The organism is Aeromonas sp. MR7 (assembly GCF_963899385.1).
Lineage (GTDB): Bacteria > Pseudomonadota > Gammaproteobacteria > Enterobacterales > Aeromonadaceae > Aeromonas > Aeromonas bestiarum.
Genome location: NZ_CAWQXH010000051.1, coordinates 1 through 26,540 on the forward strand (window position 1 = coordinate 1; position 26,540 = coordinate 26,540).

The 26,540-nt window shown below is 61.2% G+C and carries 25 protein-coding genes, 1 tRNA gene and 2 rRNA genes; 17 read left to right on the top strand and 11 right to left on the bottom strand.

All coding sequences use genetic code 11. The features are described from left to right. The 3 genes from AACW87_RS20060 to AACW87_RS20070 form a co-directional block, all read left to right on the top strand. Positions 1-90: ribosomal RNA gene (locus tag AACW87_RS20060) — 23S ribosomal RNA — on the top strand; the annotation flags it as partial. A gap of 126 nt (positions 91-216) precedes the next feature. Further along, positions 217-331: ribosomal RNA gene (gene rrf, locus AACW87_RS20065) — 5S ribosomal RNA — on the top strand. Positions 332-428: 97 nt separating this feature from the next. Beyond that, positions 429-505: transfer RNA gene (locus AACW87_RS20070), tRNA-Asp, on the top strand. 1,265 nt (positions 506-1,770) lie between these two features. Here the strand turns inward: AACW87_RS20070 and AACW87_RS20075 are convergent. The 5 genes from AACW87_RS20075 to AACW87_RS20095 all read right to left on the bottom strand — a co-directional run bounded on the left by AACW87_RS20075 (position 1,771) and on the right by AACW87_RS20095 (position 6,864). Further along, positions 1,771-2,757 carry a helix-turn-helix transcriptional regulator gene (locus tag AACW87_RS20075; protein ID WP_042868514.1) on the bottom strand — a complete coding sequence of 329 codons (987 nt, stop codon included), beginning with the start codon at positions 2,755-2,757 and terminating at the stop codon, positions 1,771-1,773. 296 nt (positions 2,758-3,053) lie between these two features. Continuing rightward, positions 3,054-3,440, bottom strand: coding sequence for a SirB2 family protein (locus AACW87_RS20080; protein ID WP_241280075.1), 387 nt, complete (start codon positions 3,438-3,440; stop codon positions 3,054-3,056). Next, complete coding sequence (gene kefC, locus AACW87_RS20085) at positions 3,437-5,293, bottom strand: glutathione-regulated potassium-efflux system protein KefC (protein WP_241325955.1); 1,857 nt, start codon at positions 5,291-5,293, stop codon at positions 3,437-3,439. Before kefC ends, AACW87_RS20080 begins: the two co-directional genes overlap by 4 nt. 64 nt (positions 5,294-5,357) lie before the next feature. Beyond that, positions 5,358-5,957 (bottom strand): glutathione-regulated potassium-efflux system oxidoreductase KefF, encoded by a 600-nt coding sequence (kefF, locus tag AACW87_RS20090; RefSeq protein ID WP_043141385.1) that lies wholly within the window; start codon positions 5,955-5,957, stop codon positions 5,358-5,360. A gap of 64 nt (positions 5,958-6,021) precedes the next feature. Further along, entirely contained in the window at positions 6,022-6,864 is an 843-nt protein-coding gene (locus tag AACW87_RS20095; RefSeq protein WP_241280080.1) for a LysR family transcriptional regulator, read from the bottom strand. A 142-nt stretch (positions 6,865-7,006) separates the two neighbouring features. Between AACW87_RS20095 and AACW87_RS20100 the strand changes: the two genes are divergently transcribed. From AACW87_RS20100 to AACW87_RS20125, 6 genes are all read left to right on the top strand, one after another. Continuing rightward, positions 7,007-7,729 carry an SDR family oxidoreductase gene (locus AACW87_RS20100; protein ID WP_241325956.1) on the top strand — a complete coding sequence of 241 codons (723 nt, stop codon included), beginning with the start codon at positions 7,007-7,009 and terminating at the stop codon, positions 7,727-7,729. 84 nt (positions 7,730-7,813) lie between these two features. Then, on the top strand, positions 7,814-8,137 hold the full coding sequence (locus tag AACW87_RS20105) for a hypothetical protein (RefSeq protein ID WP_241325957.1): 324 nt from the start codon (positions 7,814-7,816) through the stop codon (positions 8,135-8,137). A 49-nt stretch (positions 8,138-8,186) separates the two neighbouring features. Continuing rightward, positions 8,187-8,618, top strand: a complete 432-nt coding sequence (locus AACW87_RS20110) for a DUF411 domain-containing protein (RefSeq protein ID WP_241325958.1) — start codon at positions 8,187-8,189, stop codon at positions 8,616-8,618. Between the two features lie 236 nt (positions 8,619-8,854). Further along, the gene (locus tag AACW87_RS20115; protein ID WP_241325959.1) at positions 8,855-11,011 is read left to right on the top strand and encodes a S9 family peptidase; all 2,157 of its coding nucleotides are present in this window, start codon (positions 8,855-8,857) and stop codon (positions 11,009-11,011) included. A gap of 415 nt (positions 11,012-11,426) precedes the next feature. Further along, positions 11,427-12,398 (top strand): TAXI family TRAP transporter solute-binding subunit, encoded by a 972-nt coding sequence (locus AACW87_RS20120; RefSeq protein ID WP_241280087.1) that lies wholly within the window; start codon positions 11,427-11,429, stop codon positions 12,396-12,398. Positions 12,399-12,504: 106 nt separating this feature from the next. Further along, a complete protein-coding gene (locus AACW87_RS20125) occupies positions 12,505-15,057 on the top strand; it encodes a TRAP transporter permease (RefSeq protein ID WP_241325960.1) in 2,553 nt (850 codons plus the stop codon). Positions 15,058-15,378: 321 nt separating this feature from the next. Here AACW87_RS20125 and AACW87_RS20130 read toward each other — a convergent pair whose 3' ends face one another. Beyond that, on the bottom strand, positions 15,379-15,519 hold the full coding sequence (locus AACW87_RS20130; RefSeq protein ID WP_162489544.1) for a hypothetical protein: 141 nt from the start codon (positions 15,517-15,519) through the stop codon (positions 15,379-15,381). A gap of 188 nt (positions 15,520-15,707) precedes the next feature. Here AACW87_RS20130 and AACW87_RS20135 point away from each other — a divergent pair, with 188 nt between their 5' ends. Next, positions 15,708-16,334, top strand: a complete 627-nt coding sequence (locus AACW87_RS20135) for a lysoplasmalogenase (RefSeq protein WP_042868534.1) — start codon at positions 15,708-15,710, stop codon at positions 16,332-16,334. Between the two features lie 122 nt (positions 16,335-16,456). On the opposite strand, the gene AACW87_RS20140 is transcribed toward AACW87_RS20135, so the two are convergent. Beyond that, positions 16,457-18,010: a DHA2 family efflux MFS transporter permease subunit gene (locus tag AACW87_RS20140; protein ID WP_043141369.1), complete on the bottom strand. Its 1,554-nt coding sequence runs from the start codon at positions 18,008-18,010 to the stop codon at positions 16,457-16,459. Beyond that, positions 18,010-19,062: an HlyD family secretion protein gene (locus tag AACW87_RS20145; RefSeq protein WP_043141368.1), complete on the bottom strand. Its 1,053-nt coding sequence runs from the start codon at positions 19,060-19,062 to the stop codon at positions 18,010-18,012. Before AACW87_RS20145 ends, AACW87_RS20140 begins: the two co-directional genes overlap by 1 nt. Before the next feature lie 98 nt (positions 19,063-19,160). On the opposite strand from AACW87_RS20145, the gene AACW87_RS20150 reads away from it, so the two are divergent. Both AACW87_RS20150 and AACW87_RS20155 read left to right on the top strand, forming a co-directional pair. Further along, on the top strand, positions 19,161-20,063 hold the full coding sequence (locus tag AACW87_RS20150) for a LysR family transcriptional regulator (RefSeq protein ID WP_043557051.1): 903 nt from the start codon (positions 19,161-19,163) through the stop codon (positions 20,061-20,063). Positions 20,064-20,181: 118 nt separating this feature from the next. Further along, a complete protein-coding gene (locus tag AACW87_RS20155; protein WP_043557072.1) occupies positions 20,182-20,496 on the top strand; it encodes a putative signal transducing protein in 315 nt (104 codons plus the stop codon). A 14-nt stretch (positions 20,497-20,510) separates the two neighbouring features. Here AACW87_RS20155 and AACW87_RS20160 read toward each other — a convergent pair whose 3' ends face one another. Then, a complete protein-coding gene (locus AACW87_RS20160) occupies positions 20,511-21,794 on the bottom strand; it encodes a dicarboxylate/amino acid:cation symporter (RefSeq protein ID WP_241325961.1) in 1,284 nt (427 codons plus the stop codon). 208 nt (positions 21,795-22,002) lie between these two features. On the opposite strand from AACW87_RS20160, the gene AACW87_RS20165 reads away from it, so the two are divergent. Together AACW87_RS20165 and AACW87_RS20170 are read left to right on the top strand one after the other, a co-directional pair. Then, positions 22,003-22,248: a YecH family metal-binding protein gene (locus AACW87_RS20165; RefSeq protein WP_043141360.1), complete on the top strand. Its 246-nt coding sequence runs from the start codon at positions 22,003-22,005 to the stop codon at positions 22,246-22,248. Positions 22,249-22,349: 101 nt separating this feature from the next. Further along, the gene (locus AACW87_RS20170; protein ID WP_042868544.1) at positions 22,350-22,949 is read left to right on the top strand and encodes a YhgN family NAAT transporter; all 600 of its coding nucleotides are present in this window, start codon (positions 22,350-22,352) and stop codon (positions 22,947-22,949) included. A gap of 81 nt (positions 22,950-23,030) precedes the next feature. On the opposite strand, the gene AACW87_RS20175 is transcribed toward AACW87_RS20170, so the two are convergent. Next, entirely contained in the window at positions 23,031-23,999 is a 969-nt protein-coding gene (locus AACW87_RS20175) for a LysR substrate-binding domain-containing protein (RefSeq protein WP_098980998.1), read from the bottom strand. A 273-nt stretch (positions 24,000-24,272) separates the two neighbouring features. Here AACW87_RS20175 and tatA point away from each other — a divergent pair, with 273 nt between their 5' ends. From tatA to AACW87_RS20190, 3 genes are all read left to right on the top strand, one after another. Further along, positions 24,273-24,434 carry a twin-arginine translocase TatA/TatE family subunit gene (gene tatA, locus AACW87_RS20180; protein WP_043141356.1) on the top strand — a complete coding sequence of 54 codons (162 nt, stop codon included), beginning with the start codon at positions 24,273-24,275 and terminating at the stop codon, positions 24,432-24,434. Positions 24,435-24,448: 14 nt separating this feature from the next. Next, positions 24,449-24,751 carry a YfcZ/YiiS family protein gene (locus AACW87_RS20185; RefSeq protein ID WP_103471800.1) on the top strand — a complete coding sequence of 101 codons (303 nt, stop codon included), beginning with the start codon at positions 24,449-24,451 and terminating at the stop codon, positions 24,749-24,751. Between the two features lie 127 nt (positions 24,752-24,878). Continuing rightward, positions 24,879-26,303, top strand: coding sequence for a lytic transglycosylase F (locus tag AACW87_RS20190; protein WP_043557049.1), 1,425 nt, complete (start codon positions 24,879-24,881; stop codon positions 26,301-26,303). A gap of 15 nt (positions 26,304-26,318) precedes the next feature. On the opposite strand, the gene AACW87_RS20195 is transcribed toward AACW87_RS20190, so the two are convergent. Further along, entirely contained in the window at positions 26,319-26,465 is a 147-nt protein-coding gene (locus tag AACW87_RS20195; protein ID WP_165576266.1) for a hypothetical protein, read from the bottom strand. Positions 26,466-26,540: the final 75 nt, after the last annotated feature.

Below are 26,540 nucleotides of genomic sequence, written 5' to 3' on the forward strand. Positions count from 1 at the left end.
CGTTGGAGACCACAACGTTGATAGGTGGGGTGTGTAAGCGCGGCGACGTGTTGAGCTAACCCATACTAATTACCCGTGAGGCTTAACCATACAACACCCAAGAAGTGTTCTGAGACTTGTAGCAAGTGCGAGACTACTTACAAATTCAGTGATAGCGACCGGGCAATAGCCAATCAGTCGTTATTCACGTCAGCTTTCCGAGATTGAAGTTATTTGCCTGGCGGCCATAGCGCCGTGGAACCACCTGATCCCATGCCGAACTCAGAAGTGAAACGCGGTAGCGCCGATGGTAGTGTGGCATTCGCCATGCGAGAGTAGGACACTGCCAGGCACCCAATTAAACAGCGACGTGCACATCACGACGTTGGCCGAGAGGATGACACCTCGTTGAAACGGCAGACAATTTAGCAAAAAGCTAACCAGACAGCGGAGCGGTAGTTCAGTCGGTTAGAATACCGGCCTGTCACGCCGGGGGTCGCGGGTTCGAGTCCCGTCCGCTCCGCCAGTAAATTGAAAGGCCTTCCCTATCGGGAAGGCCTTTTTGCTTTTTGGCATTTGCGAACGGGAATAAGGAAGTAAGGGATACTAGGTAGGGCGGCGACTTGCCACTGGCATCTCTATCCCAGTCTGTCACCCCTTGTGCTCGTTCCCCCGTCCCTAGCATCTAGCAATTTAAAGTGCTTGGATCTCAGTGACTGACGCAGGTGCTCCATGGTGTAACTCTGGATAGCTTCACTCACCATCACCATCACCTTCGCTTGAGCCAAGCCCATCAGACTTTGTATGGATGGCTTTATTATGTCCTCTAAGAGAGGCTGCGCTTGTAAACGTTCATTCGGGGGGCTTGTGATGCGGATAAGCCGTAGATGCTGATCTAAGGCGGGGTGTGCACGCATGGCCCTCGAACGATGGGACCAAGGGCTGTAAAGAGGTAAAAGAAAAGGGGACGGCAGCTGCCGTCCCCTCAAGTCATCTAGTCCAGTCCATGAACTGCAACGCTCCCTGCAATCCCTGACTTTATCCTGATCCTTCGGAATATCCCCTTCCCAATCCGTTGAGGTGTCCTGTGGCCATCCTAGCCTGGCAATCGATCCTGATTGCTGCACTCTCTCCATCCTGGAGGTGTCCGTTACCACATCCCGTGGTGTTCCTTGCGTCGTCCTGACAGATAACCATCCGGGTTATCTCGCTTCATCCTGAAGTTGTCATGCTCGCATCCGGCGAGGTCCTGTTCTTCCTGAAGAGCCGCAATCCGTACCGCTCTGCCTCATCCCGAGGTGTCCACAACCACATCCTGTGGCGTCCTGTTCAATCCGTTTGATAACCTTCCTGGCTACCGGCCTCATCCTGAGGTGTCCCTGACCACGTCCTGTGGATTATTCCCTGCTTATGCGCTGTTCCTGCATCCTGCCGGACCAGCTCCGTCCTTGTGAGACCCATATTAAGGGAACCGCATAGCGGAACAAGGGAGGTTGGGCGGTTATCGGCATGACCCGGCTTGGTTAAACCCAGCCATTAACAAGATAAATCCATACTAATCATTATCTTAGTTTGTTTCATTAGAAAGCACATGGATTCAAAGATGGCTTCGCGTACGGCTCAACACAGTGGCCTCTTACAGCGGCTATGGCGGATCTCTCACACGCAAAAACAGGGGGAAAACGATGGTACAACGCGGCTCAATTAAGCGGGCAAGAGTTAAAAATTAGTTGAATAAATATGCTCAAAAAGAATACAAAAAAGCCGAGGCTGGGCTCGGCTTTTTTGGGATTAGCTGACTCGGCTGCCAGGCGTAGGATATGCCTTGCGCAACGACTCTGGCGCCAACACTTCCAGGTTGCCGCTCATGTTGTTCAACCAGGTGCGAAATTCAGGGGTGTCCTGTACCTCGGTCTCCACGACTACGCTGCGCTTATCGTAGCGGGTCATGCGCGGGTTGTGGCCCGGGATCTGTCCATCGACCAGAGTCGGGCAGTTGGCATCTATGCGACCGACGAAGCGGATCGGGCCGCTGACATCCTGGTAGCCCTGATCGCGGATCAGCTTCTGGATATTGAAGTCCTTCGGCTGGGTCGCGCTGAAGTTGGTCAGCTCCACGCCCTTGATGTGATCGAAAGGTATGCCGTACACCTTGGGATCCAGCTCGGACAGGGTGCAGAGCAGGGTCGGACCGTCGGCCTGATTCAGGATACCGAGGGGATTGATGCGGTCATAGCAGAGCCATACGGTACGTTCCTTGATGACACGCTGGATCTCGGCACTGAACTTGCGACCGCGCCAGAGGGCATCGCGGATCAGGGTGCTGCGACGGATCTCAGGATTGCCGGCAAACGGACGCGGTGACTGATGCACGCTTTCGAGCCAGCGTTCGGCCAGTTCACTCTGGCTGTCGCGGATCACCTGGCTGGCTTTGTCGACCAGCGGGTTCAATTCGGTCAGCACACTTGCCGGCAGCAGTTGGCTTGCCTGATCACTCCAGGTTTTCAGGGCCACTGCCAGCGATAGCGGCATTATGTTGGCGAAGTCGTTTAGGCCATGGCGCTCAAAGCACCAGCCGTGGGGTTTGCTGCGTTCATCCGAAGTGAGGTCGAACAACCCCATGCCGGACATCTCCTCCAGGTCCCGTTGCACGGTACGCAGACTGACGTGTATGCCTTCCTCTTCCAGTTTTACCTGGAGTTGGCTGGCGGTCAGCTTGTAAGGGCGGTGCGGGATGCAACGCGCCAAGGTCAGTTGTCGTAACAGCTTCTTACTCATGGTGCATGCCTTCACTGGTTTAGCGTTGAGTGTATCCTAGCCATGACATGCGACAGTCTATGTCGCAAGTTTTGCTGCGACAACTGTCGCCATTTTCATACAAACTGCTTTAACTGCATGATATTAAAGCTAATACATGTTTTGATGGGCAGCAATCGAGGCTTTTAATTGATGAAAAAATCGCAAATGAAAGTGCTGTCTTGCGGTTTTTGGGGAGAGGAAAAAATAAAAATAGCAGGAAGAGACAGAAGATGATGTGGAGGGGCGCGGCCCCTCCACCAGATGGCGACCTGTTATCAGGCCAGCCAGGACCAGGCTGATTTGCTGATGGCGGCTCCCACCATGTAGCCGAATACCGCCAGGGCAGCGAGGCCGGCTACCAGCTTCTGGTTGCGGGCCGGTCGCTTGAGCGCCATGACGCCGAGGCCTATGTAGACCACCAGTGCGATCAGCTTGGCCATCAGCCAGGGTTGCTGGCCCGGGCTCATCTGCAACGTGACAGCCAACAGCACCCCGAACAGCAGCAAAAAGGTGTCGTTGACGTGGGGTGCTATCTTCAGCCAGCGCTGTTGCAGACGCGGGCTGCCGTTGAGAGAGAGCATCCAGCGATAGACGAACAGCAGCAGGCTGACGATGGCCAGGGTCATGTGCAGATGTTTGAGCATGGGGTAATAGGCAATCATATTGCTTCCTTGTCGTTGTCGGGCAGACCGCTGTTCCAGTTGTGAGCGTGAATGCGCTCCTGTCCTTCCTGATCGTCTTGCAACAGATCGGAGAGGATATCCCGGTATTGCAGGCTCTTGTTGATATAGGTGTGTTCGTCGTCCAGGTAGTTGACCTGCTCCCGCAGCAACCAGTTGTCGTGCTGCTTGAAGGTCTGTCCCGCCCGCCAGGCCTGGTTGGCCCGAAATCCCAGCTGGGTCAGGGCTTCCACCCCCAGATCCACGGCGGAACCCAGGGTTTCCCGATACACGCTGCCCACGCCCTGGCGCAGGAGCTCGTGAGCGTGAGGTCTGTCCTGGGCTCGCGCCAGTATCTTAAGGTGCGGGAAGTGTTTCTTCACCATTTCAATCACTTCGAGCGAGGTGGCCGGATCGTTGATGGAGAGCACCAGCAGCTTGGCCTTGTGGGCGCCGGCGGCATGCAACAGGTCGAGCCTACTGGCATCGCCGTAGAACACCTGGTAGCCGTACTTGCGCAGCATTTCGATCTGGCTGGCATCTTGCTCGAGTATGGTGGTGCCTATGCCGTGGCCGTGCAGCAGACGTCCCACTATCTGGCCGAAGCGGCCGAAGCCGGCGATGATCACCGGGTGTTCTACCAGCTCCGGCTGCTCATGCTGCGGTGCGTCGCTGTGGGTGCGGTAATCGAACCAGGGCTGGATCACCCGATCGTTGAGGATCAGCAAGAGCGGCGTCAGCGCCATGGAGAGCGCTACCACCAGGGTGAGCAGCGAGATGGTGTCGCCGGGCAGCACCTTGTTCTGGGCGGCGAACGAGAACAGCACGAAGGCAAACTCCCCCCCTTGCGCCAGCGCCAGCCCGAAGGTCCAGCGTTGGCTCGGCGAGATGCGAATGACAAAGCCGAGCGCCATCAGCACCAGCCACTTGAGCGCCATCAGGCCGACCACCAGAGTCGGGATGAGCAAGGGGTGTTCGGCAAACAGGCTGAAGTTGATGCCGGCGCCCACCGACATGAAGAAGAGGCCGAGCAGCAAGCCCTTGAACGGCTCTATGTCTGCCTCCAGCTCGTGGCGATACTCGCTGTCGGCCAGCACCACGCCGGCGAGGAAGGAGCCAAGGGCGGGGGAGAGCCCCACCGACTCCATCAGCACAGCGATGGCGATCACCAGCAGCAGGGCGGCGGCGACGAAGATCTCCCGCATGTGGGATTGGGCTATGGCCCGAAACACGGGGCGCATCAGGTAGTGGCCACCCAGCACTATGCCGGAGATGGCCGCCACCACCAGCAGGCCGTGCTGCCAGCCGGCCAGCTCGGAGCTGCCATTGCTGGCTACCGGTGCTATGGCGAGCAGTGGCAGGATCGCCAGTATGGGAATGACGGCGATATCCTGGAACAGCAGCACCGCAAAGGCGGAGCGGCCGCTCTCGCTCTGCATCAGCTTGCGCTCCTGCAGGCTCTGCAGAACTATGGCCGTGGACGATAGAGCCAGGATGAGACCTATGGCCAGTCCCTGTTGCCAGGGCAGGCCGATGAGATGAGCGACCCCGGTCAGGGCCCCCGTGGTGAGTAGCACTTGCAGGCCGCCGGTGCCGAGTATGGGCCCCTTCAGTTGCCACAGCAGGGCCGGACGCAGCTCCAGCCCGACCAGAAACAGCATCAGCACCACCCCGAACTCGGCGAAGTGCATCACATCCTTCTGCTCTCCCACCAGCCCCAGCAGGAAGGGACCTATGATGATGCCCGCCAGCAGGTAGCCGAGCACGGAACCCAGCCCCCAGCGCTTGGCCAGCGGCACGGCGATCACCGCCGCCGAGAGGTAGATAAGCGCATCAAACAGTAATCCGTGACCCATCAGCCGGCCCTCCGTTCGCATGTCTGGCCCGACTCACAGGGTCGGCCAAATGACTGACAGTGTTTCATGAGAGCACCTCCAGCAGATCCCGCAGATAGGGGCTGCCGCCGAGCTGGGCCGGGGTCAGCTGCTCGTCGCGCAGGGCACACAACAGCTGGCGATAATCCTGGCCACAGCGGCGCAGCGCCTCCGGATCCTTGATCTTGTGAAAGGAGTGCAGCACGAACGGCGGCAGCCAGCGCATGCCGCACAGCTGCGCCGTTTGCTGGAACGGCAGCAGGAAGTCGAGCAGCGGGCGGCGGTTGTAGCCCTCGCTGCAATAGGAGTCGGGGGCGCCCCCCGTGGTGATGGCACTCAGCCACTGCTTGCCGTTGAGGGCATGGGCCTCGGGGCCGTAGGCGTAACCATACTCCAGCACCAGATCCATCCACTCCTTCATGATGGCGGGGCAGGAGTACCAGTAGAAGGGGTGCTGAAAGACGATGATGTCGTGTTCCGACAGCAGGGCCTGTTCCCGCTTCACGTTGATGAACATGTCAGGGTAGTGCTGGTAGAGGTCGTGCACCGTGACCCCCTCCAGATCGGAGACGGCCTGCAGCAGCTGCTTGTTGGCCCGGGAGCTCTGCAGGGCCGGGTGTGAAAAGAGAACCAGAATGCGTTTCATGAAGTCATAACCTGAAGATGGGCCTGATACCGGTGAAAAGAAGATGCATTGAGCTGCGACGTTATCAAGAAGCGCAATAGCCCGCCAGTTCCGGGATCAGATCGCGCAGCGCCGGATTCAGGGTCTGATGGGCGGGATAGCAGAGTCCGATGCGCCGAAACATCCGCGGCCCGCTCACCGCGACCGTGCACAGGCCGGGTTCGTCGTCCACCAGGCCGTCGGGCAGGAAGCTGATGCCGACGCCCGCCAGCACCAGCGCCATCACCAGCCCCTTGCTTTCGGCCTTGGCCACCAGATTGAGGGTGAGCCGGTCGCAGGCCAGCAGCCCTATGGTCTGCTGATGGGCCTCACAGGGCGGGCACTCAATAAAATCATAATGCTGCAGCTCAGTCAGCGCGATGCGGGCGCGGCTGGCGAGGGGGTGGTCGGTGCGCACGCACAGCACATAGTCCTCTTCCCACAGGGGCAGGAAGATCTCGTCCTCCCGGCGCAGCGCATCCAGGGTCAGCCGGCAGTCGGCGGGGCTGCCGTAGTCGGAGAGGGTGAGATCCAGCTCGGGCAGCACGTCCTGCACCCGCTGCAGCAAGCCGGCCAGCCGGTGGCGGCTCAGATCCGGCATGATGGCCATGTTGAGTCGTGCGCGCGTCGCCTTCTGGCGAAACAGCTCCGGCAGGCGGCGTGCCTCTTCCACCAGCTTGACCGCATGGGGATAGAGGTAATGGGCCGGATCCTTTGCCTCAACCCCCTTCTTGCCCCGGGTGAACAGGCTGTCGCCGAGCGCCTCTTCCAGCTGGCGCAGGCCGGCCGAGAGGGAAGGTTGGCTGACGTGGCAGCGCAGTGCCGCCGCCGTGATGTTTTTCTCTTCATAGATGGCGATGAAGAAGCGCAGCAATCTCAGATCCAGCATGAGCCCAACCATAGTTTTTTCAGATGATAACCAGCGGAAAACAATATTTATCACTGATGGATGCAGCGACTATAGTGACTGAGTTCCGTGCTGGCCAGCCGCTTGTGTGATCCCGTTTCTCATCGAATCAAAAGGAAATACCATGTCCAAGTCCCTCGTCATGATCACCGGTGCCTCCGCCGGGATCGGTGCCGCCATCGCCCGCGCCTTCTCGGCCGCCGGTCATCCACTCTTGCTGCTGGCCCGCCGGGTCGAGCCCATGCAGGCGCTGGGTCTGCCCAACGCCTTGTGTGTCAGCGTCGATGTCACCGACACGGCCGCCATGAAGGCCGCCGTCCAGCAGGCAGAGACCCGGTTCGGCCCTGTGGGTTGCCTGGTCAACAATGCCGGCGTCATGTTGCTGGGGCAGGCCGACGTGCAGGATCCTGCCGAGTGGCAGCAGATGCTCAACATCAATGTGATGGGGGTGCTGAACGGCGTTCATGCCGTGCTGGCCGGGATGAAGGCTCGCCGCAGCGGCACCATCATCAACATCAGCTCCATCGCCGGTCGCAAGACCTTCCCGAACCATGCGGCCTATTGCGCCACCAAGTTCGCGGTGCACGCCCTGACCGAAAATATCCGTGAAGAGGTGGCCGACGTCGGCGTGCGCATGGTGACCATAGCCCCGGGTGCGGTCGAGACCGACCTGCTCAGTCACACCACGGACGAGAACATCAAGGCCGGCTATCACGACTGGAAGGATCAGATGGGTGGCGTGATCGCGCCCGAGGTGATCGCCGAGGCCGTGCTCTATGCCTGGCATCAGCCCGCCAACGTCTGCGTACGCGAAATCGTGCTGGCGGCCACCCGTCAGCAACCCTGATCCGGACTGACCATGAGGGGAGGGCTTGACCCTCCCCCTGGGCCAAGGGTTACCATAGGGCTCCTCCGATCAATGAGTCATGTCATGGTTCTGACCCGTCGCCAACTCGCTCGCGCCTGCCGCTGGCTCCCCCTGTGGAGTCTGCTGATGGTGCTGATGTCGTTTGGCAGCCGGGCGGCGACCGATCTCTGTACCCTGACGCCCCATTGCAGCCAGAGCGAGCGTACCCTGGAGAAGGCCATGCCATGCGGCAGCTTCACCTCGGCGCTGGCCATGACGGTGCTCACCAGCGACAGCCTGACGGTGGCCGTGCTGGAACCCGATAGCCCGCAGTTTGTTTCTCCCTCCCTGTTCACGCCGGACGCGCCGCTCGAGCGGCTCGAGCGTCCTCCCCGTCATCCAGGTTGAGTCGAGTTCCCCTGTTTTTTTGGGTATTTCTTCTTATCTGAGGTGAGTTATGTACAAGTCCCTGTTACTGGCCCTGCTGGCCGGTACCGTCAGCTTCTCCGCCCTCGCGGCCGAGCAGATGACCGTCTACAAGTCCCAGTATTGCGGCTGTTGCAAGACCTGGATCAAGCACATGGAAGAGAACGGCTTTGAGGTCAAGGTCGTCGAAACCGAGCAGCTCGATCCCATCAAGCAGCAGTACGGCATCACACCGCAGCTGGCCTCCTGCCACACGGGCGTGGTGAATGGCTATGTGGTGGAGGGGCATGTACCCGCCGCCGACGTGCAGAGGCTGCTCAAGGAAAAACCGGCGATCCGCGGCCTGACCATTCCGGGCATGCCCCAGAGTGCGCCAGGCATGGATATTCCGGGTCAGCCCTACCAGGTGCTGAGCATCAGCAACGAGGGCGCGACCAGAGTCTGGTCGAGCTACCCCGGCTGACGCAAACTGGCCATGAGCAGGCACGACTCCATCATGTGAGGCACACCTGAGCGAACCTGTGTCGCTCATGGTCAGGTTTGAGGGCCGCTATCGCGAGATAGCGGCCCTTTTACCTGTTCTTGCGGGTTTTGCAGGGTGATAACTTGCAACTGGGGGCGACAAGGGGCAGATTGATCCCCTATCCAAGGAGCCAAGGCTCAGGTCTGCTAACCCTTTTAAAGCGCAAAGGATGCGACATGTTCACCTTTCCCCGAGGGCTTCTGCTGCTGGCTTGCCTGGTTGCCGTTCCCTGTTCATATGCCAATGATGAGTCCGCCATGCCCACAAGCGACACCCTTATCCAGCCTCCCGTGGCCACCAAACACCCTCATACCATCAAGAAACACGGTGACGTCCGGGTCGACAACTACTACTGGCTGCGCGATGACGAGCGCCAGAAACCCGAGGTACTGGCCTACCTGGAGGCGGAGAACGCCTATACCGAGGCCATGCTCAAGCCGACCCGGCCGCTGCGTGACCAGCTCTACCAGGAGATGGTGGCCCGCATTCCCCAGCAGGATGAGTCCGTCCCCTATATGAAGAACGGCTACCGTTACCAGACCCGCTATGAGCCGGGCAAGGAGTACGGCATCTACTCCCGCAGCAAGGTGGACGGGCCGCAGGAGCCCGAGCCGATGTTGGACAGCAACCAGCGCGCAGAAGGGCACGAGTTCTATTCCCTTGGCGCCCTGGAGGTGAGCCGCAACAACCGCTGGCTGGCGGTGGCGGAAGATTTCCTCTCGCGCCGTCAGTACCAGATCCAGTTCCTCGATCTGGAGAGCGGCAAATGGGCCGCAGACAAGCTCGAGAACACCTCCGGCAACCTGGTGTGGGCCAATGACAGCAAGACGGTGTTCTACGTGCGCAAGCACCCCAAGACACTGTTGCCCTATCAGGTCTATCGCCACGAGCTTGGCTCGGATCCGGCGAAAGATACCCTGGTGTATGAGGAGAAGGACGACACCTTCTACGTCAGCCTCTATGCCACCACCTCGGAAGATTTCATCGTCATCGCCCTCTCCAGCACCACCACGGGCGAGGCGCGCCTCATCGACGCCAACGTGCCGACTCAGGCACCGCGGCTGTTCCTGCCCCGTCAGGTGGATCACGAATACAGCCTGGATCACTACCGCGGTCGCTTCTATGTGCGCTCCAACAAGGACGGCAAGAACTTCGGCCTGTACGAGACCAAGGAGAGCCCGGTCGAGCGCTGGAAGGCGGTGATCGCCCCCAATCCAGACGTGCTGCTGGAGAGCTATGCCCTGTTCAAGGAGTGGCTGGTGCTGGAGGAGCGCAACCAGGGGCTGACCCGGCTGCGCCAGATAAACTGGCAGAGCGGTGACGAGAAGGAGATCGCCTTCGACGATCCCGCCTATGTCACCTGGCTCGCCTACAACCCGGAGCCTGAGACCAGCCAGCTGCGCTACGGCTACTCCTCCATGACCACCCCCTCGTCCACCTATGAGCTGGATATGGCGAGCGGCAAGCGCACCCTGCTCAAGCAGCAGGCGGTGGCGGGCTTCAAGCCGGAGCTGTACGCCAGCGAGCGCCTCTGGGTGACCGCCCGTGATGGTGTGGCCGTGCCTGTATCCCTGGTCTATCGCAAGGATCTGTTCAAGAAAGAGAGTGCCGGGTCGCCAAAAAATCCACTGCTGGTCTACGGCTATGGCTCCTACGGCGCCAGCATGGATCCTGATTTCAGCACGGCTCGCCTGAGCCTGCTGGACCGGGGCTTCGTCTATGCCATCGCCCATATCCGGGGTGGCGAGGAGCTGGGCCGCCACTGGTATGAAGATGGCAAGCTGCTGAAAAAACAGAATACCTTCAACGATTTCATCGACGTGACCGAGGCGCTGGTGGCGCAGGGTTATGGCGCCAGGGATCAGGTCTACGCCATGGGCGGCAGCGCCGGCGGCCTGCTGATGGGGGCCGTCATCAATCAGGCGCCCCAGCTCTATCGTGGCGTGGTGGCCCAGGTGCCCTTCGTCGACGTGGTCACCACCATGCTGGACGAGTCCATCCCCCTCACTACCGGGGAGTACGACGAGTGGGGCAACCCGAACCAGAAGCGCTACTACGACTACATGAAGGCCTACAGCCCCTACGACCAGGTCAAGGCGCAGGCCTACCCGAACATGCTGGTGACCACAGGGCTGCATGACTCCCAGGTACAGTATTGGGAGCCCGCCAAGTGGGTGGCCAAGCTGCGCGAGCTGAAGACGGATGATAACAAGTTGTTGCTGAATACCGACATGGATGCCGGCCACGGCGGCAAGTCGGGTCGCTTCAAGGCCTACGAGGATATCGCGCTGGAGTTTGCGTTTATCCTGGATCTGGCTAAGCCGAAAGCATAAGTCACCAAGGTTGCAGCCCTTGCCAGTCAAGGGCTGCAAAAGAATCTTGTCTATATCCCCCGCCTGCCAACCGGTAGCACACTCCAATTAATCTCCGATCAGTAAATTAATGATCGGCTTCAAATTTCTCGTCATCCATATCCATCATTTTGTGTTTTTGTTTGATTTATGTTGGCGCCATGTGCTTAATCGAAGCCGTTATGACGCTTTGATTGGTCCCTTCCGGGCCAATTATCTTCGGTTGGCATGAAGCCGACTGTCTCACCACAGGATGCTGGTGGCTTTTTGGGGAACGCTCGCCGTTCACCCGATTCCTCATATCGAGGTCATGGATGACCACCGACGCAGAACGGTGGTTTGTCCGGCATTCGCCCGTGGAACGGGCGAGCTGAATCAATCAAAAAGGATGAACAACATGAAAGGATTATCCCTGGCGTGTGCCTTGTCGGCTGCCCTGGTCGGTGTCTCGTTTGGTGGTCCGCTGCAGGCGCAGGAGCGCTTCGTGACCATAGGCACAGGCGGTCAGACCGGCGTCTACTACGTGGCGGGCCAGTCCATTTGCCGCTTCCTCAATCGCGGCGCCGCCGATCACCAGATCAAGTGCAACGCCCCGGCCAGCGGTGGCGGGGTGGCCAACGTCAACGGCATCCGCAGCGGTGAATTCAACTTCGGCATCATGCAGTCCGACCATCAGTACAAGGCGATGAAGGGGCTGCCGCCGTTCCAGACCGAAGGGGCCATGGGCGACATGCGCGCCGTCTTCTCCCTGCAGAGCGAGGTGTTCACCATACTGGCGCGCCGCGATGCCAAGATCGCCAGCTTCGATGACATGAAGGGCAAGCGCGTCAACATCGGCAACCCGGGCTCGGGCCAGCGCGACACCATGGAAGAGATAATGGCGGTCAAGGGTTGGAAGAAGGGTGACTTCGGTCTGGTCTCCGAGTTGAAACCGGCCGAGCAGGCCTCCGCCCTTGGCGACAACAACATAGATGCCATGAGCTACTTCGTCGGCCACCCGAACGGCGCCATCCAGGAGGCCTCCACCACCACAGACGCCGTGCTGGTACCTGTGACCGGTGCCGACATTGACAAGCTGCTGGCCGAGAAGAGCTACTACACCAAGGCCGAGATCCCGGGCGGCATCTACAAGGGCAGCGATCAGCCGACCCCGTCCATCGGTGGCAAGGCGGTGCTCTCCACCAGTGCCAAGGCTGATCCGGAAGTGGTCTATCAGCTGGTCAAATCCGTGTTCGACAACCTGGATCGCTTCAAGCGCCTGCACCCGGCTTTCGCCGATCTGAAAGAGGCCGACATGATCAAGGTGGGGCTCTCGGCGCCGCTGCATGAAGGGGCTGCCCGCTACTACAAGGAGCGCGGCTGGCTCTGACTGACGGCCCAAAGGCCCAGGTCACTCTCTTCGACACCCGTCAGCCGCTGCCCGGTTGCGGGGGCGGGTGTCGCTCTTGTTGTACTCGTTGGCACAAGTTAACCCTATGCAAGATAAACAACTCTCTACCGAGGAACTGATCGCCCAGGACGTGGGCGCTCGCCTGCCGTTCGGCCTCATGGGCGGGCTCATCACCACACTGGCGCTGGCCTGGTCCCTGTTCCAGCTCTGGATCGCCTCGCCGCTGCCCTTCATGCTGGGCTTTGGCGTGCTCAATGACACCGAGACCCGCGCCATTCACCTCACCTTCGCCCTGCTGCTGGCCTATCTGGTGTTTCCGGCGTTTCGTTCATCGCCACGGGATCGGGTGCCGCTCGGCGACATCGCCTTGGGACTCATCGCCGCCGGGGCCGCCAGCTACCTGTTCGTGATGTACCAGGCGCTGGCCCTGCGGCCGGGCAGCCTGACCACAGAGGATCTGATCACCGCCTGCATCGGCATCCCGCTGCTGCTGGAAGCGGCGCGCCGCGCCCTGGGGCCGGCGCTGGCGGTCATCGCCCTGCTGTTTCTCGCCTATAGCCTGGCGGGGCCCTGGATGCCGGGCTTGCTGGCCCATCGCGGGGTGAGCTTCACTGCGCTGGCCAACCACCAGTGGATCACTACGGAAGGGGTGTTCGGGATTGCCCTCGGCGTCTCCACCAGCTTCGTGTTCCTGTTCGTGCTGTTCGGTGCCCTGCTGGAGCGGGCCGGTGCCGGCCATTACTTCATCCAGCTCGCCTTCAGTCTGCTCGGTCACCTGCGCGGCGGCCCGGCCAAGGCGGCTGTGGTGGCCTCCGGCCTGACCGGCCTCATCTCCGGCTCCTCCATCGCCAACGTGGTCACCACGGGCACCTTCACCATTCCCATGATGAAGAAGGTGGGGTTCAGCTCGGAGAAGGCGGGGGCGGTGGAAGTGGCCTCCTCGGTCAACGGCCAGATCATGCCGCCTGTGATGGGGGCTGCCGCCTTTCTGATGGTGGAGTACGTGGGTATTCCCTACGTCGAGATCATCAAGCACGCCTTCCTGCCTGCGACCATCTCCTACATAGCGCTGCTCTACATAGTGCATCTGGAGGCGCTCAAGCTCGGCATGCAGCCCATAGGTGGTCATCAGCCCAAGCCCTGGCTGCGCCGGTTGACCGGCTTCGCCTTCGGCGCTGCCCTCATCAGCGGGCTGTCGATGGCGGTCTACCATGGCCTGGGCTGGCTCAAGCCAGCGCTGGGTGAGTACGCCCTGCCAGGCATAGCCCTGCTGCTGGCCATCACCTATCTGGGTTTGCTGAAAATAGCGGCCAGCCATGAGCCGCTGGCGGCGGAGGATCCGGACAAGCCGCTGATTGAGCTGCCCAACACCCGCGCCGTGCTGCTGTCCGGTCTGCACTTCCTGCTGCCGGTGGTGGTGCTGGTGTGGTGCCTGATGGTGGAACGGCTCTCGCCCGGGCTGTCGGCCTTCTGGGGGACCGTCATGCTGGTGATCATACTGCTGACCCAGCGCCCGCTGCTCAACTGGCTGCGCAGCGATGGCAAGCACGACTACGGCACCTTCAACGATGGCATGGTCGATCTGCGGGAGGGGTTGGTGGCCGGTGCCCGCAACATGATCGGCATCGGCATTGCGACCGCCACGGCGGGGATCATAGTGGGTGCCGTCTCCCAGACCGGGGTCGGTCTGGTGCTGGCGGATCTGGTGGAGATGCTCTCCATGGGCAACCTGCTGCTGATGCTGTTGCTTACCGCCCTGCTCAGCCTGATCCTCGGCATGGGGCTGCCCACCACCGCCAACTACATAGTGGTGTCCAGCCTGCTGGCGCCCGTTGTGGTGACGCTCGGGCAGCAGAACGGCCTGATAGTGCCGCTCATCGCTGTGCACCTGTTCGTCTTCTACTTCGGCATCATGGCGGACGTGACGCCGCCGGTGGGGCTGGCTTCGTTTGCGGCGGCGGCTGTCTCCAAGGGCGATCCCATCAAGACCGGCATCACCGCCTTCTACTACAGCCTGCGCACCGCGGCGCTGCCCTTCCTGTTCATCTTCAACACGGATCTGCTGCTGATCGACGTGGACTTCGCCCACGGGGTGCTGATCTTCATGGTGGCCACCGTTGCCATGCTGATCTTTGCCGCCGCCACCCAGGGCCATTTCCTGGTGAAGAGTCGCTGGTACGAGAGCGTGCTGCTGCTGCTGGTGGCCTTCACCCTGTTCCGCCCCGGTTTCTGGATGGACATGGTGCACGATCCCTATCGCGAGACGCCGCCGGCCCAGCTGGCCCGGACCCTGGGCGAGGTGGAGGCGGAGAGCACACTGCGGCTGCGCGTCCAGGGTGAAGATGCGGTGGGCAAGTTGCGTCAGTCGACCGTGCTGCTGGCGGTGCCGGCAGGAGAGGATGGGGAGGCCCGCCTCGCCAGCCTGGGGCTGGCCTTGTATGAACAGGATGGCAAGACCCTGATCGACAGCGTCACCTTCGGCAGCCCGGCCGCCGCGGCCGGCATGGAGTTCGATCAGGAGATCCTGGTGGTCAAGGCGCCCACCGAGCGCTGGCGCAAGGAGCTGATGTGGCTGCCCGGCTTCCTGCTGTTTGCGCTGATCGTCGGGCTGCAACGGCGACGGGCGGTGCGAGCCTGACAAGGGTCAATAAAAACGGCGCCATCGAGGCGCCGTTTTCATCTTCCCGGTCGGGGCTTATTCTTGCGGATCCTGCTCCTGCAGCAGGCTCAGGGTCTGTTGTTCCACCGGACTCAGGCCCAGCTGTTCGCAGGCTTGCTCGAAGCTGATGCCAAGGTGGCACATCATGATATCCATAACCGGGAGGGCTTATTCCTGTGGATCCTGTTCCTGCAGCAGGCTCAGGGTCTGTTGTGCCACCGGGCTCAGGCCCAGCTGTTCGCTGGCCTGCTCAAAGCTGATCCCTAAGTGGCACATCATGATATCCATAACCGGGAGGGCTTATTCCTGTGGATCCTGTTCCTGCAGCAGGCTCAGGGTCTGTTGTTCCACCGGACTCAGGCCCAGCTGTTCGCAGGCTTGCTCGAAGCTGATGCCAAGGTGGCACATCATGATATCGATAGCGGGCAGATAGTTTTTCATTGCTTCTTCCATGGTGATCCTCCAGACCCGTTCCTTATGCCCGAGCCTCGAAGGCGGGGCAATTAGACTTTAGGCGTAGGCTGCTCATTTGCTGAGCGCCCCTGCCACTGGGCGGGGGAATTTGTTACTCTGCTTGTCAGCAAGAAGATGTTGCCGTATGACTGCGAGCAACACGTGAGGAGCAGGGCATGTTATTGAGTTTCTTGATCATCGCATCGGGCTGGTGGCACATTCGTGCGGCCTATGGCTCAGACTCCCGTCAGTTCTACATCAGCAAGCCGCTGACCATGCTGCTCATCATAGCGCTGGCCTTCGGCTATCAGGGCTATGACCACGACGGATCCCACGCCTGGATCCTGCTTGGCCTCTGCCTGTCGCTGGCCGGTGACGTGCTGCTGATGCTGCCAAGCGATCGTTTCATTCAGGGGCTGGCGGCATTTTTTGTCGCGCACCTCTGCTACATAGTCGGTTTCGCCCAGGGGCCGCTGGTGCTGAACCTGGTGGATGGCCTGCTGTTGCTGCTGGTGGCAGGCATGGTGTTCGGCCTGTTGTGGGGCAAGCTCGGGGAGATGAAGATCCCCGTGCTCTGCTACATGCTGGTGATCATCGGCATGGCCTGGGTGGCTGCCGGTGCCTGGCACGCCTCCTTGACCGCAGGCAGTGCCGCCGCCCTGGTGGGGGCGCTGATGTTCCTCTTCTCCGACAGCATGCTGGCGCTGGACCGCTTTCGTCGCCCCTTCCCCCATGCCACGGCCTGGGTGATGAGCAGCTACTTTGCCGCCCAGTTCCTGATCGCCGCCTCGCTGGCGGGGTGAAGAGGCGCCGCTCTCTTTCATCGCGCGGACCTGAATCCTGAACTGCGCCGGAGGGTGAAGATCCGCGACAATAAAAAATGGGCCTGTTGGCCCATTTTTTATTGTCTGTTTTCAGCGCCTTGCTATGCCTCGAGCGGCTCGGCGTCGGCAGCCCTGGGAGCCGGCTGCTTGAGCAGCAGCATCAGGGCGCTGGCGATCAGCAGGAAGATGCCCATCACGTAGAACACCTGGTTGTAGGCCATGATGGCCGCCTCGCGGCTGATGGTGTTCGACAGCATGGCCTGGGCCTGCTGCTGGGCCAGCTCGGGACCCGAGCCTTGCGCCATCATGGTCTGGGCCAGCTGCAGCAGGTAGCTTTGCCCCTCTATGCTGCTGGCGGCCAGGGTGCTGCTGATCTGGCTGACATGGACGCGGGTGTCGTTGTCGATCAGGGTCGCTATGATGGCGATGCCGAAGGCCCCCCCCAGGTTGCGCAGCACGTTGAGCAGGGTCGAGGAGGAGGGGATCTCGTCATGGGTCAGGCTGGCAGTCGCCACCAGGGAGAGCGGCACCATGATGAAGGGCTGGCCCAGCGCCCGCACTATGAGCGACTGGATCAGCTGGGGGCCGGCGTAGTCGGCACTCATGTTCATGTTCATGAAGCAGCTGATGGCAAACACCAGGAAGCCGAAACTCACCAGATAGCGCGGATCTATCTTGTGGGTCAGTTTGGGCACCAGCGGCAACACCAGCAGCTGTGGCAGCCCCATCCACATCAGTACCTCACCGATCTCCAGCGCGTTGTAGTTGTGGATCTGCGCCATGTAGAGCGGCAGCACATAGATGGAGCCCATCAGCGCCATGCCGAGCACCAGATAGGCGAAGCAGGCCAGCGCGAAGCGCGGGTTGTGCAGCAGCCGCAGGTTGACCAGCGGATGGCGTCTGAGCAGCTGGCTGATGACGAAGAACACCAGGGCCACCACAGAGATGACTGTGAGCCGCACTATGAAGCTGGAACCGAACCAGTCCTCCCGGTTGCCCTCTTCCAGCACTACCTCCAGCAGGCCCAGCCCCATCGCCATGGTGACTATGCCGATGAGATCCACCCGCTTGATCACCTCCCAGTCCACCGGCTTCTTGTCCAGCCCGTGGGCCAGCATGGCCATCACCAGCAGTCCCGGTGGCACGTTCAGATAGAAGATGTAATGCCAGGAGAGCTGCTCCGTCAGCCAGCCACCCAGGGTCGGGCCTATGGCGGGGGCGAAGGTGGCGCACAGGCCGAACAGCGCCATGCCGGTGGCCCGCTTGTGCAGCGGCAGCAGGCTGACGATGAGGGAGAAGGCCATGGGAATGAGCGCGCCGCCGGTGAAGCCCTGCAGCGCCCGGAAGACGATCATGCTGGTGAGGTTCCAGCTGAACGAGCAGAGCACGGAGGCGATGATGAAGGCCCCCGTGGTCCACAGCAGGTAACGGCGCACGCTCAGGCCCCGGCTGAGCCAGCCGCTCAGGGGGATGGCGATCATCTCCGCCACCAGATAGGAGGTGGAGATCCAGGAGCTCTCGCTCAGGGTGGCCGACAGGGCCCCCTGAATGTCCTTCAGGGAGGCGTTGGTGATCTGGATGTCGAGGATGGCCATGAAGGCGCCGATGAGGCCCCCCATGACCGCGATCCAGTTGCGACGTGGAATGGGTTCCATCAGTGGGCGGCGACCAGAGGTTCAGGATCCCGGGTATCCACTATCACCTCGGTGGAGAGGCCAGGCAGCAGCTTGCCGGCCAGGGTGCCCGGCTCGGGGATGCGGATCTTGACCGGTACCCGCTGCACTATCTTGGTGAAGTTGCCGGTGGCGTTCTCCGGCGGCAGCAGGGCGAATCTGGCGCCGGTGGCGGGGGCCAGACTGTCGATGATCCCCTCGACCGGTTGATCCGGATAGGCATCCAGGATCACCTTCACCTTCTGGCCCGGCTGCATGTGCAGCAGCTGGGTTTCCTTGAAGTTGGCCTCGACCCACACCTGTTGCAGCGGCACCAGGCTGGCGACCTGCATGCCGGACTGGACGTAGAGCCCGGCCCGCAGGCTGCGCTTGCCTATGATGCCGTCGGCCGGTGCCCGCAACTCGGTATAGGTCAGCTCAAGTTTGGCCTGCTCCAGCTGGGCGGCGCTCAATGCCAGCCTGGCCTGGTTCTGCTTGGCTTCGGCGTCCAGCACCAGCAGCCGTTCGCGGGCGGCTTGCAGGGCGGCTTTGGTCTCCTGCTCCTGTGCCAGATTGACCTGCAGTCCGGCCCGCACCTCGTCCAGACTGTCCTGCGAGCTGTAATGGCGCTGGTTGAGCTGGCTGACGCGCTGTACCTGTTGCCGGGCGCGCACCTGCTCGGCATTGGCAGAGCTGACCTTGGCCTCGGCCTGACGGATCAGGCTCAACTGCTGGGTGCGGGTCGCGGCCAGATTCTCCGCCGTCGCCTGATTTAGGCGCAGGTCGGCTTCGGCCTCGGCCACCTTGGTCTTGTACTCCCGATCGTCCAGCCGGGCGATCAGCTGGCCGGCCTTCACCGCCTGGTTGTCGGTGACCAGCACCTCGCTGATGTAGCCCGGCAGCTTGGAGCCGATGCCGGTCACCTCGCTCTGCAGGTAGGCGTTGTCGGTACTCTCGAAATAGCGGCCATGCAGATACCAGTAACCGGCGAACAGCAGACCGAGCAGGGCCAGCACCATGGCGGCCAGCAGGGGGATCTTCTTGTGTTGACTCATTTTGGGGGGATTCCTGAACTTAAGAGACGCAGGCTAACACCGGCCAACTGTTTCGATTAGTATCCATTTATGAGATATACAGTTTCACTGGTGCAACAATGGATCTGAACGCTGCATTGATTTTAGTGCGGATCGTCGACAAGGGCTCCTTCACCGCGGCCGCCCAGGAGCTGGGCATGACCAAGGCGACCGTGAGTCGCCGCATCGCCGAGCTGGAGCAGCGCCTCGGCGTACGGCTGCTTTACCGCTCCACCCGGCAGCTCACCCTGACCGAGGCCGGCGAGCAATATTATCTGCGCTGCAGCAAGGCGGTGGACGAGCTGGCCCAGGCCGAGCTGATGGTGAGTGCCAGCCAGCAGGAGGTGACAGGCACCCTCAAGCTGGCGGTGCCTATCGAGACGGGGCAACTGGTGGTCGGCCGGCTGGTGGCCAAATTCTTGCAGGTCTATCCGGGCCTGCAGGTGGAGCTGGAGCTGACCAATCGCATCGTGGATCCCATCAACGAGGGACTGGATGCTATCGTGCGCATCGGCGACATGAGCGATTCCAACCTGGCGGCGCGGCGACTGTGGAGCACGGAGCGGCTGCTGTGTGCCAGCCCGGATTACTTGGCGCGCAGCCCGGCCATCACGCGGCCGGAAGATCTGCTTTTACACGAGCGGGTGGCGGTGAGCAGCGGTTTTCTGGCCTCTCACTGGTGTTTCGAGCGCGAGGGCAGAGAGGTGCTGGTTGACCCTCCCTCCCGCTTTCGGGTTAATAATATAACCTGCGCCAGGGAGGCGGCGAAGGCGGGGCTGGGGCTGGCCTCTCTGCCCGCCATGCTCTGCCATGAGGAGCTGGCCAGCGGGGCGCTGGTGACCCTGCTGCCGGAGTGGCAGCAGCCCAAGGTACCGATTTATCTGCTGTTTCCGGAGCGGCGACTGATGCCGCGCAAGTTGCGAACCTTTATCGATTTCATGGTGGCGCAGGGGGCCGATTACGGCATCGACAATCTGTTGTGATAGGTGGATAGGAAAAGGGGGAGGTCTGGATCACGGGATCCAGGTTCGATCCCTAGGATGGAAGAGGGGCATGGTGCTGGTTACAGGTGGCATCGACAACCGGTTGCAGGGGGAAGGCATGGATCAATGGATCAATCTTTATCGGGCTTCCCATTCGCTGGAGGCCCATGCCCTGAAGGGGGCGCTGGAAGTGGAAGGGGTACTGGTACGGCTCAACGGGGAGGCGCTGTCCGGCGCCCTGGGTGAGCTGCCGGTGGATCTGTTGCAGGTGACCCTGATGGTGCGCGAGCAGGATCGCAGCAAGGCGGGGCGCGTCATAGAGCGCTATCAGCAGCGCCAAGGCAATGGCTGGCTCTGCGGTCAATGCGGGGAGGAGAACGGCGCCAACTTCGAGGTCTGCTGGCGCTGTCATCACGATCCCCACGATAATTAATCGCTCACCCTGCCTCAGCGCAGGGTGAAGTCGATATCCTCCCCCGCGCTGGCGTCGTGATAGGTCGCCAGATCCAGCTCTTTCTCGCTGCGGGCAATCAGCACGGACACCAGAATATCGCCGGAGACGTTGACCGTGGTGCGCGCCATGTCGAGGATCCGGTCGATCCCGGCGATGAGCGCCACCCCTTCCAGCGGCAATCCCACCGCGGTCAGCGTCAGCGTCAGCAGCATCAATCCGGTGCCCGGTGTGCCCGCCGTGCCGATACTGGCCAGGGTGGCGATGCTGATGATGGTCAGGTAATCCACCATGTGCAGATCCACCCCGAAGGCCTGCGCCACGAACAGGGCCGTCACCCCCTGATAGAGGGCTGTGCCGTCCATGTTGATGGTGGCGCCTATGGGCAGCACCTTGGCTGTGATGGCGGGGGAGACCCCTAGCCGGCGCTCGGCGCAGGCCAGGCTGATGGGCAGTGTGCTGCTGCTGGAGCTGCTGGTGAAGGCCACGGCCTGGGCATCGACGATGCTCTTGAAGTAGTGCAGCGGGTTGAGCCGGGCCAGCAGGATCAGCAGGCTGCTGTAGACGCCGAGCACGTGCAGCAGGCAGCCGAGATAGACGGCGCCGATCACCTTGAGCAGCGGCAGCAGCAGGCTCACCCCGTATTTGCCCGTCATCCAGGCCATCAGGGCGCAGACGCCATAGGGGGCCAGCGCCATCACCATCTGGGTCAGCTTGAACATGCCTTCCGCCAGCGAGGTGAAGAAGAGGATGGCGGGGCGGCCGCGCCGGCCGGTGGCGTTGAGGGCGAGGGCGAGGGCCACCGCGAACACGATCACCTGCAATATCTTGCCATCCACCATGGCCTGCACCGGGTTGCGCGGTACCAGATGGCTCAGCACGCTGGCCAGGGTCGGCTGTTCCAGCATGCCGACGCGCTCATAGGGCCCCATGTTGGCGCCCATGCCGGGTTCCAGCAGCCAGCCCATCATCAGGCCGATGCAGATGGCGATGGCGGTGGAAAAGAGATAGAGGCCTATGGCCTTGCTGCCGATCCGATCCAGGCTCTTGCCCTTGAGCAATGAGGTGAGGCCGGCGATGACGGAGCAGAAGATGAGGGGCACCATCAGCATCTGTATGGTGTTGACGAACAGCACGCCAATGGGTTTGAGCTGCAACGCCTGTTCACTGAAACCGAGTCCCAGTCCGATCCCGGTCAGCATGCCGAGCAGGGTCTTCAACCAGAGGGGACGGCGGGTCCAGATCCGCCAGGGCTTGAAAGCCAATCCATGGAACAGCATGACGCCAATGTCCTTATATTCGGTCTGCGATGGCAAAAAGGGGCGTTAGTGTAGCCATCCCCTTGTCAGGTTGCCACATTATCGGCAAAGCACGCCTCACAACCAGCAGGTCCTGCAGGAAATCGGCAATTTATTGGCCTATATCAAGGTCGTCAGCGGCGGTGCGGGATTTAATGGACATCAAATATGTCTATTAAAGAGGTTTGCAATGACTCAATCGGTACACGGTCACGAGGTGATGGAGATGATGCTGGCACAGGGTGGCCAATTTACCCGGGCCAGCCTCAAGCAGGCGATCGATGCGCGCTTCGGTGCCGACGCCCGTTTCCATACCTGCAGCGCCAGCGAGATGGATGCTGATGCGCTGATCGCCTTCCTGGCCCAGCGCGGCAAGTTCATCGAATCGGAGCAGGGTTTCCAGACCCACGCAGACAAGATCTGCAACCACGGGTGATCCCCTGCGGCGAGCGGCCTGTGACGCTCGCCGAATCCCGCCGCCTTTGTTATATTTCGCCCTCTTTCCCCTCCTTGTTGAAGGCTTAGCCTGGGCGTTGTATGGACACTTTCTCCGCTGCCGTCATGTTGTTTCTGATCATGGATCCGCTGGGCAACCTGCCGGTCTTCCTGTCGATCCTGCGTCATATCGATCCCAAGCGGCGGCGCAAGGTGATGATGCGGGAGCTGTTGTTCTCCCTGGCCATCATGATGGCCTTCCTGTTCGCCGGTCAGCAGATCCTCAATTTCCTCAATCTGCGCCAGGAGGCGGTCAGCATAGCGGGCGGCATCATATTGTTCCTCATCGCCATCAAGATGATTTTCCCGAGTGAAGGCGGGGTGACCGGGCTGGCGGCGGGTGAGGAGCCCTTCCTGGTGCCCATGGCCATTCCCATGATCGCCGGCCCCTCCATTCTCGCCTCCCTCTTGCTGCTGGCCAACCAGGAGCCGACCCGGATGGCGGACTGGTCGCTGGCCCTGCTGATGGCCTGGGGCGCCAGCGCCGTGATCCTGATGTTCTACGAGGTATTCAACAAGCTGCTGGGTGAGCGAGGACTCACGGCGGTGGAGCGGCTGATGGGCATGCTGCTGGTGATGATCTCGGTGCAGATGCTGCTGGACGGGGTGCACCACTATCTGGCGGTGACCGGCCAGGGCTAGCTGTCAGGGCTGTTCTGCGGTGTAAGACACCGGCTTGCTGATGCCGAAGATGAAGATCGTCTCCTGCAGCCAGCCGCATGATCAGGCTTGTTCTATGGTGGAGGGTTCCAGCTTGCTCATGATGAGGGCGAGCAGAGTTTCCCGCAGCCAGCGGTGGCCCGGATCCTCCTCGTGGCGCTGATGCCAGATCAGCAGGTGGGAGATGCTGTCCAGCGCTATGGGCAGCGGCAGCGGCACCAGCGGATAGACCTGGGTGGCGTGACGGGCGTAGAGCCTGGACAGGGTCACTATCATGTCCGAGTGCATGCCCATCCGCAGCGCCGCCTCGAACGAGGGCACGGTCGCCTCGATCCGGCGGTAGAGATCCATCCCCGCCAGCTTGTGATCCAGCATCCAGCGGTCCCGCCCCTCGCAATAGGTCTGCACATGGGGATAGGCCAGGTAACGGGCGAGATCCCATTCGGGCTCGTGCAGGGCCGGGTGATCGTGCTGCACCAGACAGGTGAGGTCATCGATGGCGAGCAAGCGCTGGCAGATGGCGTTGGGCAGGGTGTCGAGCCGAAAATCCGAGCTGATGCAGTTCTCCCGCACCGTGAAGGCGATGTCCACCTGGCCCTGGCTCATCTCGGTCAGGCTGTTCTCGGTCCACTCCTCATAGCGCAGCCGTATGCCCGGCGCCTGCCGTTTTAGTTCGCTCAGGTAGAGCGGGGCGAACAGGGTGAAGGCGCTGTCCATGCTGGCGATGACGAACTCCCGCTCGGTATTGGCCGGATCGAAATCCGGCGGCTGGATCAGGTTGTCCAGCGACAGCAGTATGGGCTGCAGCTGCTGCTGCAGCGTCAGGGCGCGGGCGGTGGGCTCCAGCCCGTAGGCGGAGCGCACGAACAGGGGGTCATCGAAGGTTTCCCGCAGACGGCCAAGGGCCTTGCTGACGGCAGACTGGCTCAGGTGCAGGCGGCGGGCCGCCCGGCTGCCGTTCCGCTCTTCCAGCAAAACTTGCAGGATAATCAATAAGTTGAGGTCGATACGCCCCAGTTGTTCCAGCAACATGATATGAATCTCCTTCAATTCTTAGATGAATTTATACCATTTGTTTTCATATCTTGGCGAACCTATGCTCGAACTGTCTCTCGCCTTCGATGGCGGCTGGTACAGGATGTAGTGGTTGAGGGGACAAGTAGCATCAAGTGATACGGCGACCCTGGGTCGCCGTATTTTTTGCGTGATTTATTTGCAAACTTGCACCTGCCTTGATTTTGCCCAACAATCTTTGCGCCTTCTTTTGATACAAACAATCGGTATCTATCAGTCAGGAGCATCCCTATGGGACTCGGTGGAATTCATATCTGGCATTTGTTGATCCTGCTCGTGGTCGTGGTCGTGGTGTTTGGCAGCAAACGCCTGGCCGGCGCCGGTGAGGATCTGGGCACCGCCATCAAGGATTTTCGTAAAGCCTTGCGTGACGATGAAGTACAGCCGAAATAAGTGGGAGTTGAGTGATGTCTGTAGACGAGAAAGTCGAGTTGAATGAAACCTGTGACAGCTGCGGCTGTTTCGCCGAGATCGGCACCATCATAGGTGAAGGTGACGATGTAATGGATCTGGTGATCGAGGCGGCGGCAGAAGCCGATGCCCGCACCAAGCTGGCCGCTTATGAGGCGCTGGCCAAACAGGTGACCGCCGAAGCCAGCATCAGCAGCGAGCTGAGCCAGGGCGCCAACGGCGTGATCCTGAAAGCCCGCCTGCAATTCACCTGCACCGCCGAAAAATTGATTTTCGAGATGCGTGCCCGCTCTATCTGAGCCCAGTGATGACACGGCGGGTTCGCCTGCCGTGTTGACCCTTCTGCTGTGGGTCTGCGTTCTATAGTTAGTTATCCCACAGACGGCTTTGCCCGACGCGAGTCGGCCAACAGAAGGCGACCACATAATGAGGCTGCGATGGATCTGGGGCCTGCTGGCCCTCTGGTGTCTTCCTCTGCTGGCGGCGGATCTCAAGCCACAGCGCCTGCCCCAACCCGGGGACCTCGAACACATATTGCAAAAGAAAGAACTCAGGGCCCTGGTGGTCTATGAGCGGGGCTTCTTTTTCCTCGACAAGGGGACCCAGCACGGCATCCTGGTCAATCAGCTGCAGGGGTTCGAGCGCTGGCTGAACCAGACCTATCTCGCCAAGGAGAAGATCAAGCTCAAGATCATCTACATACCGGTGCGTCAGGACAAGCTGCTGGACTACCTCAGCGAGGGGCGCGGCGATCTGGTGGCGGCCAACATGACGGTGACGCCGACCCGGCGCGAGCAGGTGACCTTCTCGGATCCGGTGATCGCCCCCATCGAAGAGTGGCTGGTGAGCCAGCATTCCCTGCCGACCTTCAACCGCATCACCCAGCTCTCCGGCCGGCGGGTCTGGGTACGGGCCAGTTCCAGCTATTACGAGAGCCTGCGCCAGCTCAACTGGCTGTTTCGCGAGCTGGGGCTGCCACCCATTTATATCGAGACGGTCCCCGAATACCTGCAGGACGGGGATCTGCTGGAGATGGTGGCGGCCGGCATCATACCGCTCACGGTAACCGACAGCTTCAAGGGGCGCATCTGGCTCGGCATGATCAGCGGTCTGAGAGCCCACAAGCTGATCCCGCTGCGGGACAAGGGTCGCAGTGCCTGGGCCTTGCGTAACAACAGTCCCGAGCTGCTCAAGGCGGTCAACGCCTATCTGGCCGATGCGGGCAAGCGCACCCTCTACAGCGACATGACCCTGCGCCGTCTGCTGGCCCGCAGCGATCAGATGAGCAATATTCTGGCGCCGGATCCTCTGGGGCGGTTGTCGACCATACGCAAGGTGCTGGAGCAACAGGCCGACAAGTACCGGCTGGACTGGCTGATGCTGGCGGCGCTGGCCTACAAGGAGTCGGGCCTCAATGCCGGCGTGCGCTCAGAGCGGGGGGCAGTGGGGATCATGCAGCTGTTGCCGAGCACGGGGGGCGAGGTGGGCATTCGCGGTGCCAGGCTCGCCAGCCTGGAGGGCAATGTGGAGGCGGCCTGCCGCTACATGCGGCTGATCCTGGATACCTACTTCAACGATCCCGGGCTGGATGTGCTCAACCGCCACCTGTTTGCGCTGGCGGCCTACAATGCCGGCCCGAATCGGGTGCAGGCGATCAGGGCCAAGGCGGAGGCCGCCGGGCTGGATCCGAACGTCTGGTTTGGCAACGTGGAGCAACTGGTGGCCAACGAGGTCGGCCAGGGGCCCATCAACTACGTCAGCACCATCTACAAGTACTACGTGGCCTATCGCTTCAGCCTGCCGCAGCTGGAGGGCAAGGCGGCCGCCATCGAGGCGGTGGCCCAGCCCTGATATTTTCTGGCCCGTCTAGACAGGCTGGGCGGGTGGCGCAAAGGGTTCCCAACCCTGATCCCTGTGCTGCAGATACCAGGGGGTCAGCTGGCCGGTCGGCGAGGGATCCGGCTGACTGGCTTGCGGTCGATGGCTGATGGCGGGGCGATCCGTGAGTTCCATGGTAAATTCCTTCATCCACATTCCAACGAGGCCTGTAGCCAGCGTTATGCCATTTCCCCATGACAGGCAGATGAC

Bases quoted from the DNA above. Each gene is read 5' to 3' on its own strand.
- AACW87_RS20075 (WP_042868514.1), bottom strand. From the start codon at position 2,757: ATGAGTAAGAAGCTGTTACGACAACTGACCTTGGCGCGTTGCATCCCG.
- AACW87_RS20080 (WP_241280075.1), bottom strand. From the start codon at position 3,440: ATGATTGCCTATTACCCCATGCTCAAACATCTGCACATGACCCTGGCC.
- kefC (WP_241325955.1), bottom strand. From the start codon at position 5,293: ATGGGTCACGGATTACTGTTTGATGCGCTTATCTACCTCTCGGCGGCG.
- kefF (WP_043141385.1), bottom strand. From the start codon at position 5,957: ATGAAACGCATTCTGGTTCTCTTTTCACACCCGGCCCTGCAGAGCTCC.
- AACW87_RS20095 (WP_241280080.1), bottom strand. From the start codon at position 6,864: ATGCTGGATCTGAGATTGCTGCGCTTCTTCATCGCCATCTATGAAGAG.
- AACW87_RS20100 (WP_241325956.1), top strand. From the start codon at position 7,007: ATGTCCAAGTCCCTCGTCATGATCACCGGTGCCTCCGCCGGGATCGGT.
- AACW87_RS20105 (WP_241325957.1), top strand. From the start codon at position 7,814: ATGGTTCTGACCCGTCGCCAACTCGCTCGCGCCTGCCGCTGGCTCCCC.
- AACW87_RS20110 (WP_241325958.1), top strand. From the start codon at position 8,187: ATGTACAAGTCCCTGTTACTGGCCCTGCTGGCCGGTACCGTCAGCTTC.
- AACW87_RS20115 (WP_241325959.1), top strand. From the start codon at position 8,855: ATGTTCACCTTTCCCCGAGGGCTTCTGCTGCTGGCTTGCCTGGTTGCC.
- AACW87_RS20120 (WP_241280087.1), top strand. From the start codon at position 11,427: ATGAAAGGATTATCCCTGGCGTGTGCCTTGTCGGCTGCCCTGGTCGGT.
- AACW87_RS20125 (WP_241325960.1), top strand. From the start codon at position 12,505: ATGCAAGATAAACAACTCTCTACCGAGGAACTGATCGCCCAGGACGTG.
- AACW87_RS20130 (WP_162489544.1), bottom strand. From the start codon at position 15,519: ATGAAAAACTATCTGCCCGCTATCGATATCATGATGTGCCACCTTGGC.
- AACW87_RS20135 (WP_042868534.1), top strand. From the start codon at position 15,708: ATGTTATTGAGTTTCTTGATCATCGCATCGGGCTGGTGGCACATTCGT.
- AACW87_RS20140 (WP_043141369.1), bottom strand. From the start codon at position 18,010: ATGGAACCCATTCCACGTCGCAACTGGATCGCGGTCATGGGGGGCCTC.
- AACW87_RS20145 (WP_043141368.1), bottom strand. From the start codon at position 19,062: ATGAGTCAACACAAGAAGATCCCCCTGCTGGCCGCCATGGTGCTGGCC.
- AACW87_RS20150 (WP_043557051.1), top strand. From the start codon at position 19,161: ATGGATCTGAACGCTGCATTGATTTTAGTGCGGATCGTCGACAAGGGC.
- AACW87_RS20155 (WP_043557072.1), top strand. From the start codon at position 20,182: ATGGATCAATGGATCAATCTTTATCGGGCTTCCCATTCGCTGGAGGCC.
- AACW87_RS20160 (WP_241325961.1), bottom strand. From the start codon at position 21,794: ATGCTGTTCCATGGATTGGCTTTCAAGCCCTGGCGGATCTGGACCCGC.
- AACW87_RS20165 (WP_043141360.1), top strand. From the start codon at position 22,003: ATGACTCAATCGGTACACGGTCACGAGGTGATGGAGATGATGCTGGCA.
- AACW87_RS20170 (WP_042868544.1), top strand. From the start codon at position 22,350: ATGGACACTTTCTCCGCTGCCGTCATGTTGTTTCTGATCATGGATCCG.
- AACW87_RS20175 (WP_098980998.1), bottom strand. From the start codon at position 23,999: ATGTTGCTGGAACAACTGGGGCGTATCGACCTCAACTTATTGATTATC.
- tatA (WP_043141356.1), top strand. From the start codon at position 24,273: ATGGGACTCGGTGGAATTCATATCTGGCATTTGTTGATCCTGCTCGTG.
- AACW87_RS20185 (WP_103471800.1), top strand. From the start codon at position 24,449: ATGTCTGTAGACGAGAAAGTCGAGTTGAATGAAACCTGTGACAGCTGC.
- AACW87_RS20190 (WP_043557049.1), top strand. From the start codon at position 24,879: ATGAGGCTGCGATGGATCTGGGGCCTGCTGGCCCTCTGGTGTCTTCCT.
- AACW87_RS20195 (WP_165576266.1), bottom strand. From the start codon at position 26,465: ATGGAACTCACGGATCGCCCCGCCATCAGCCATCGACCGCAAGCCAGT.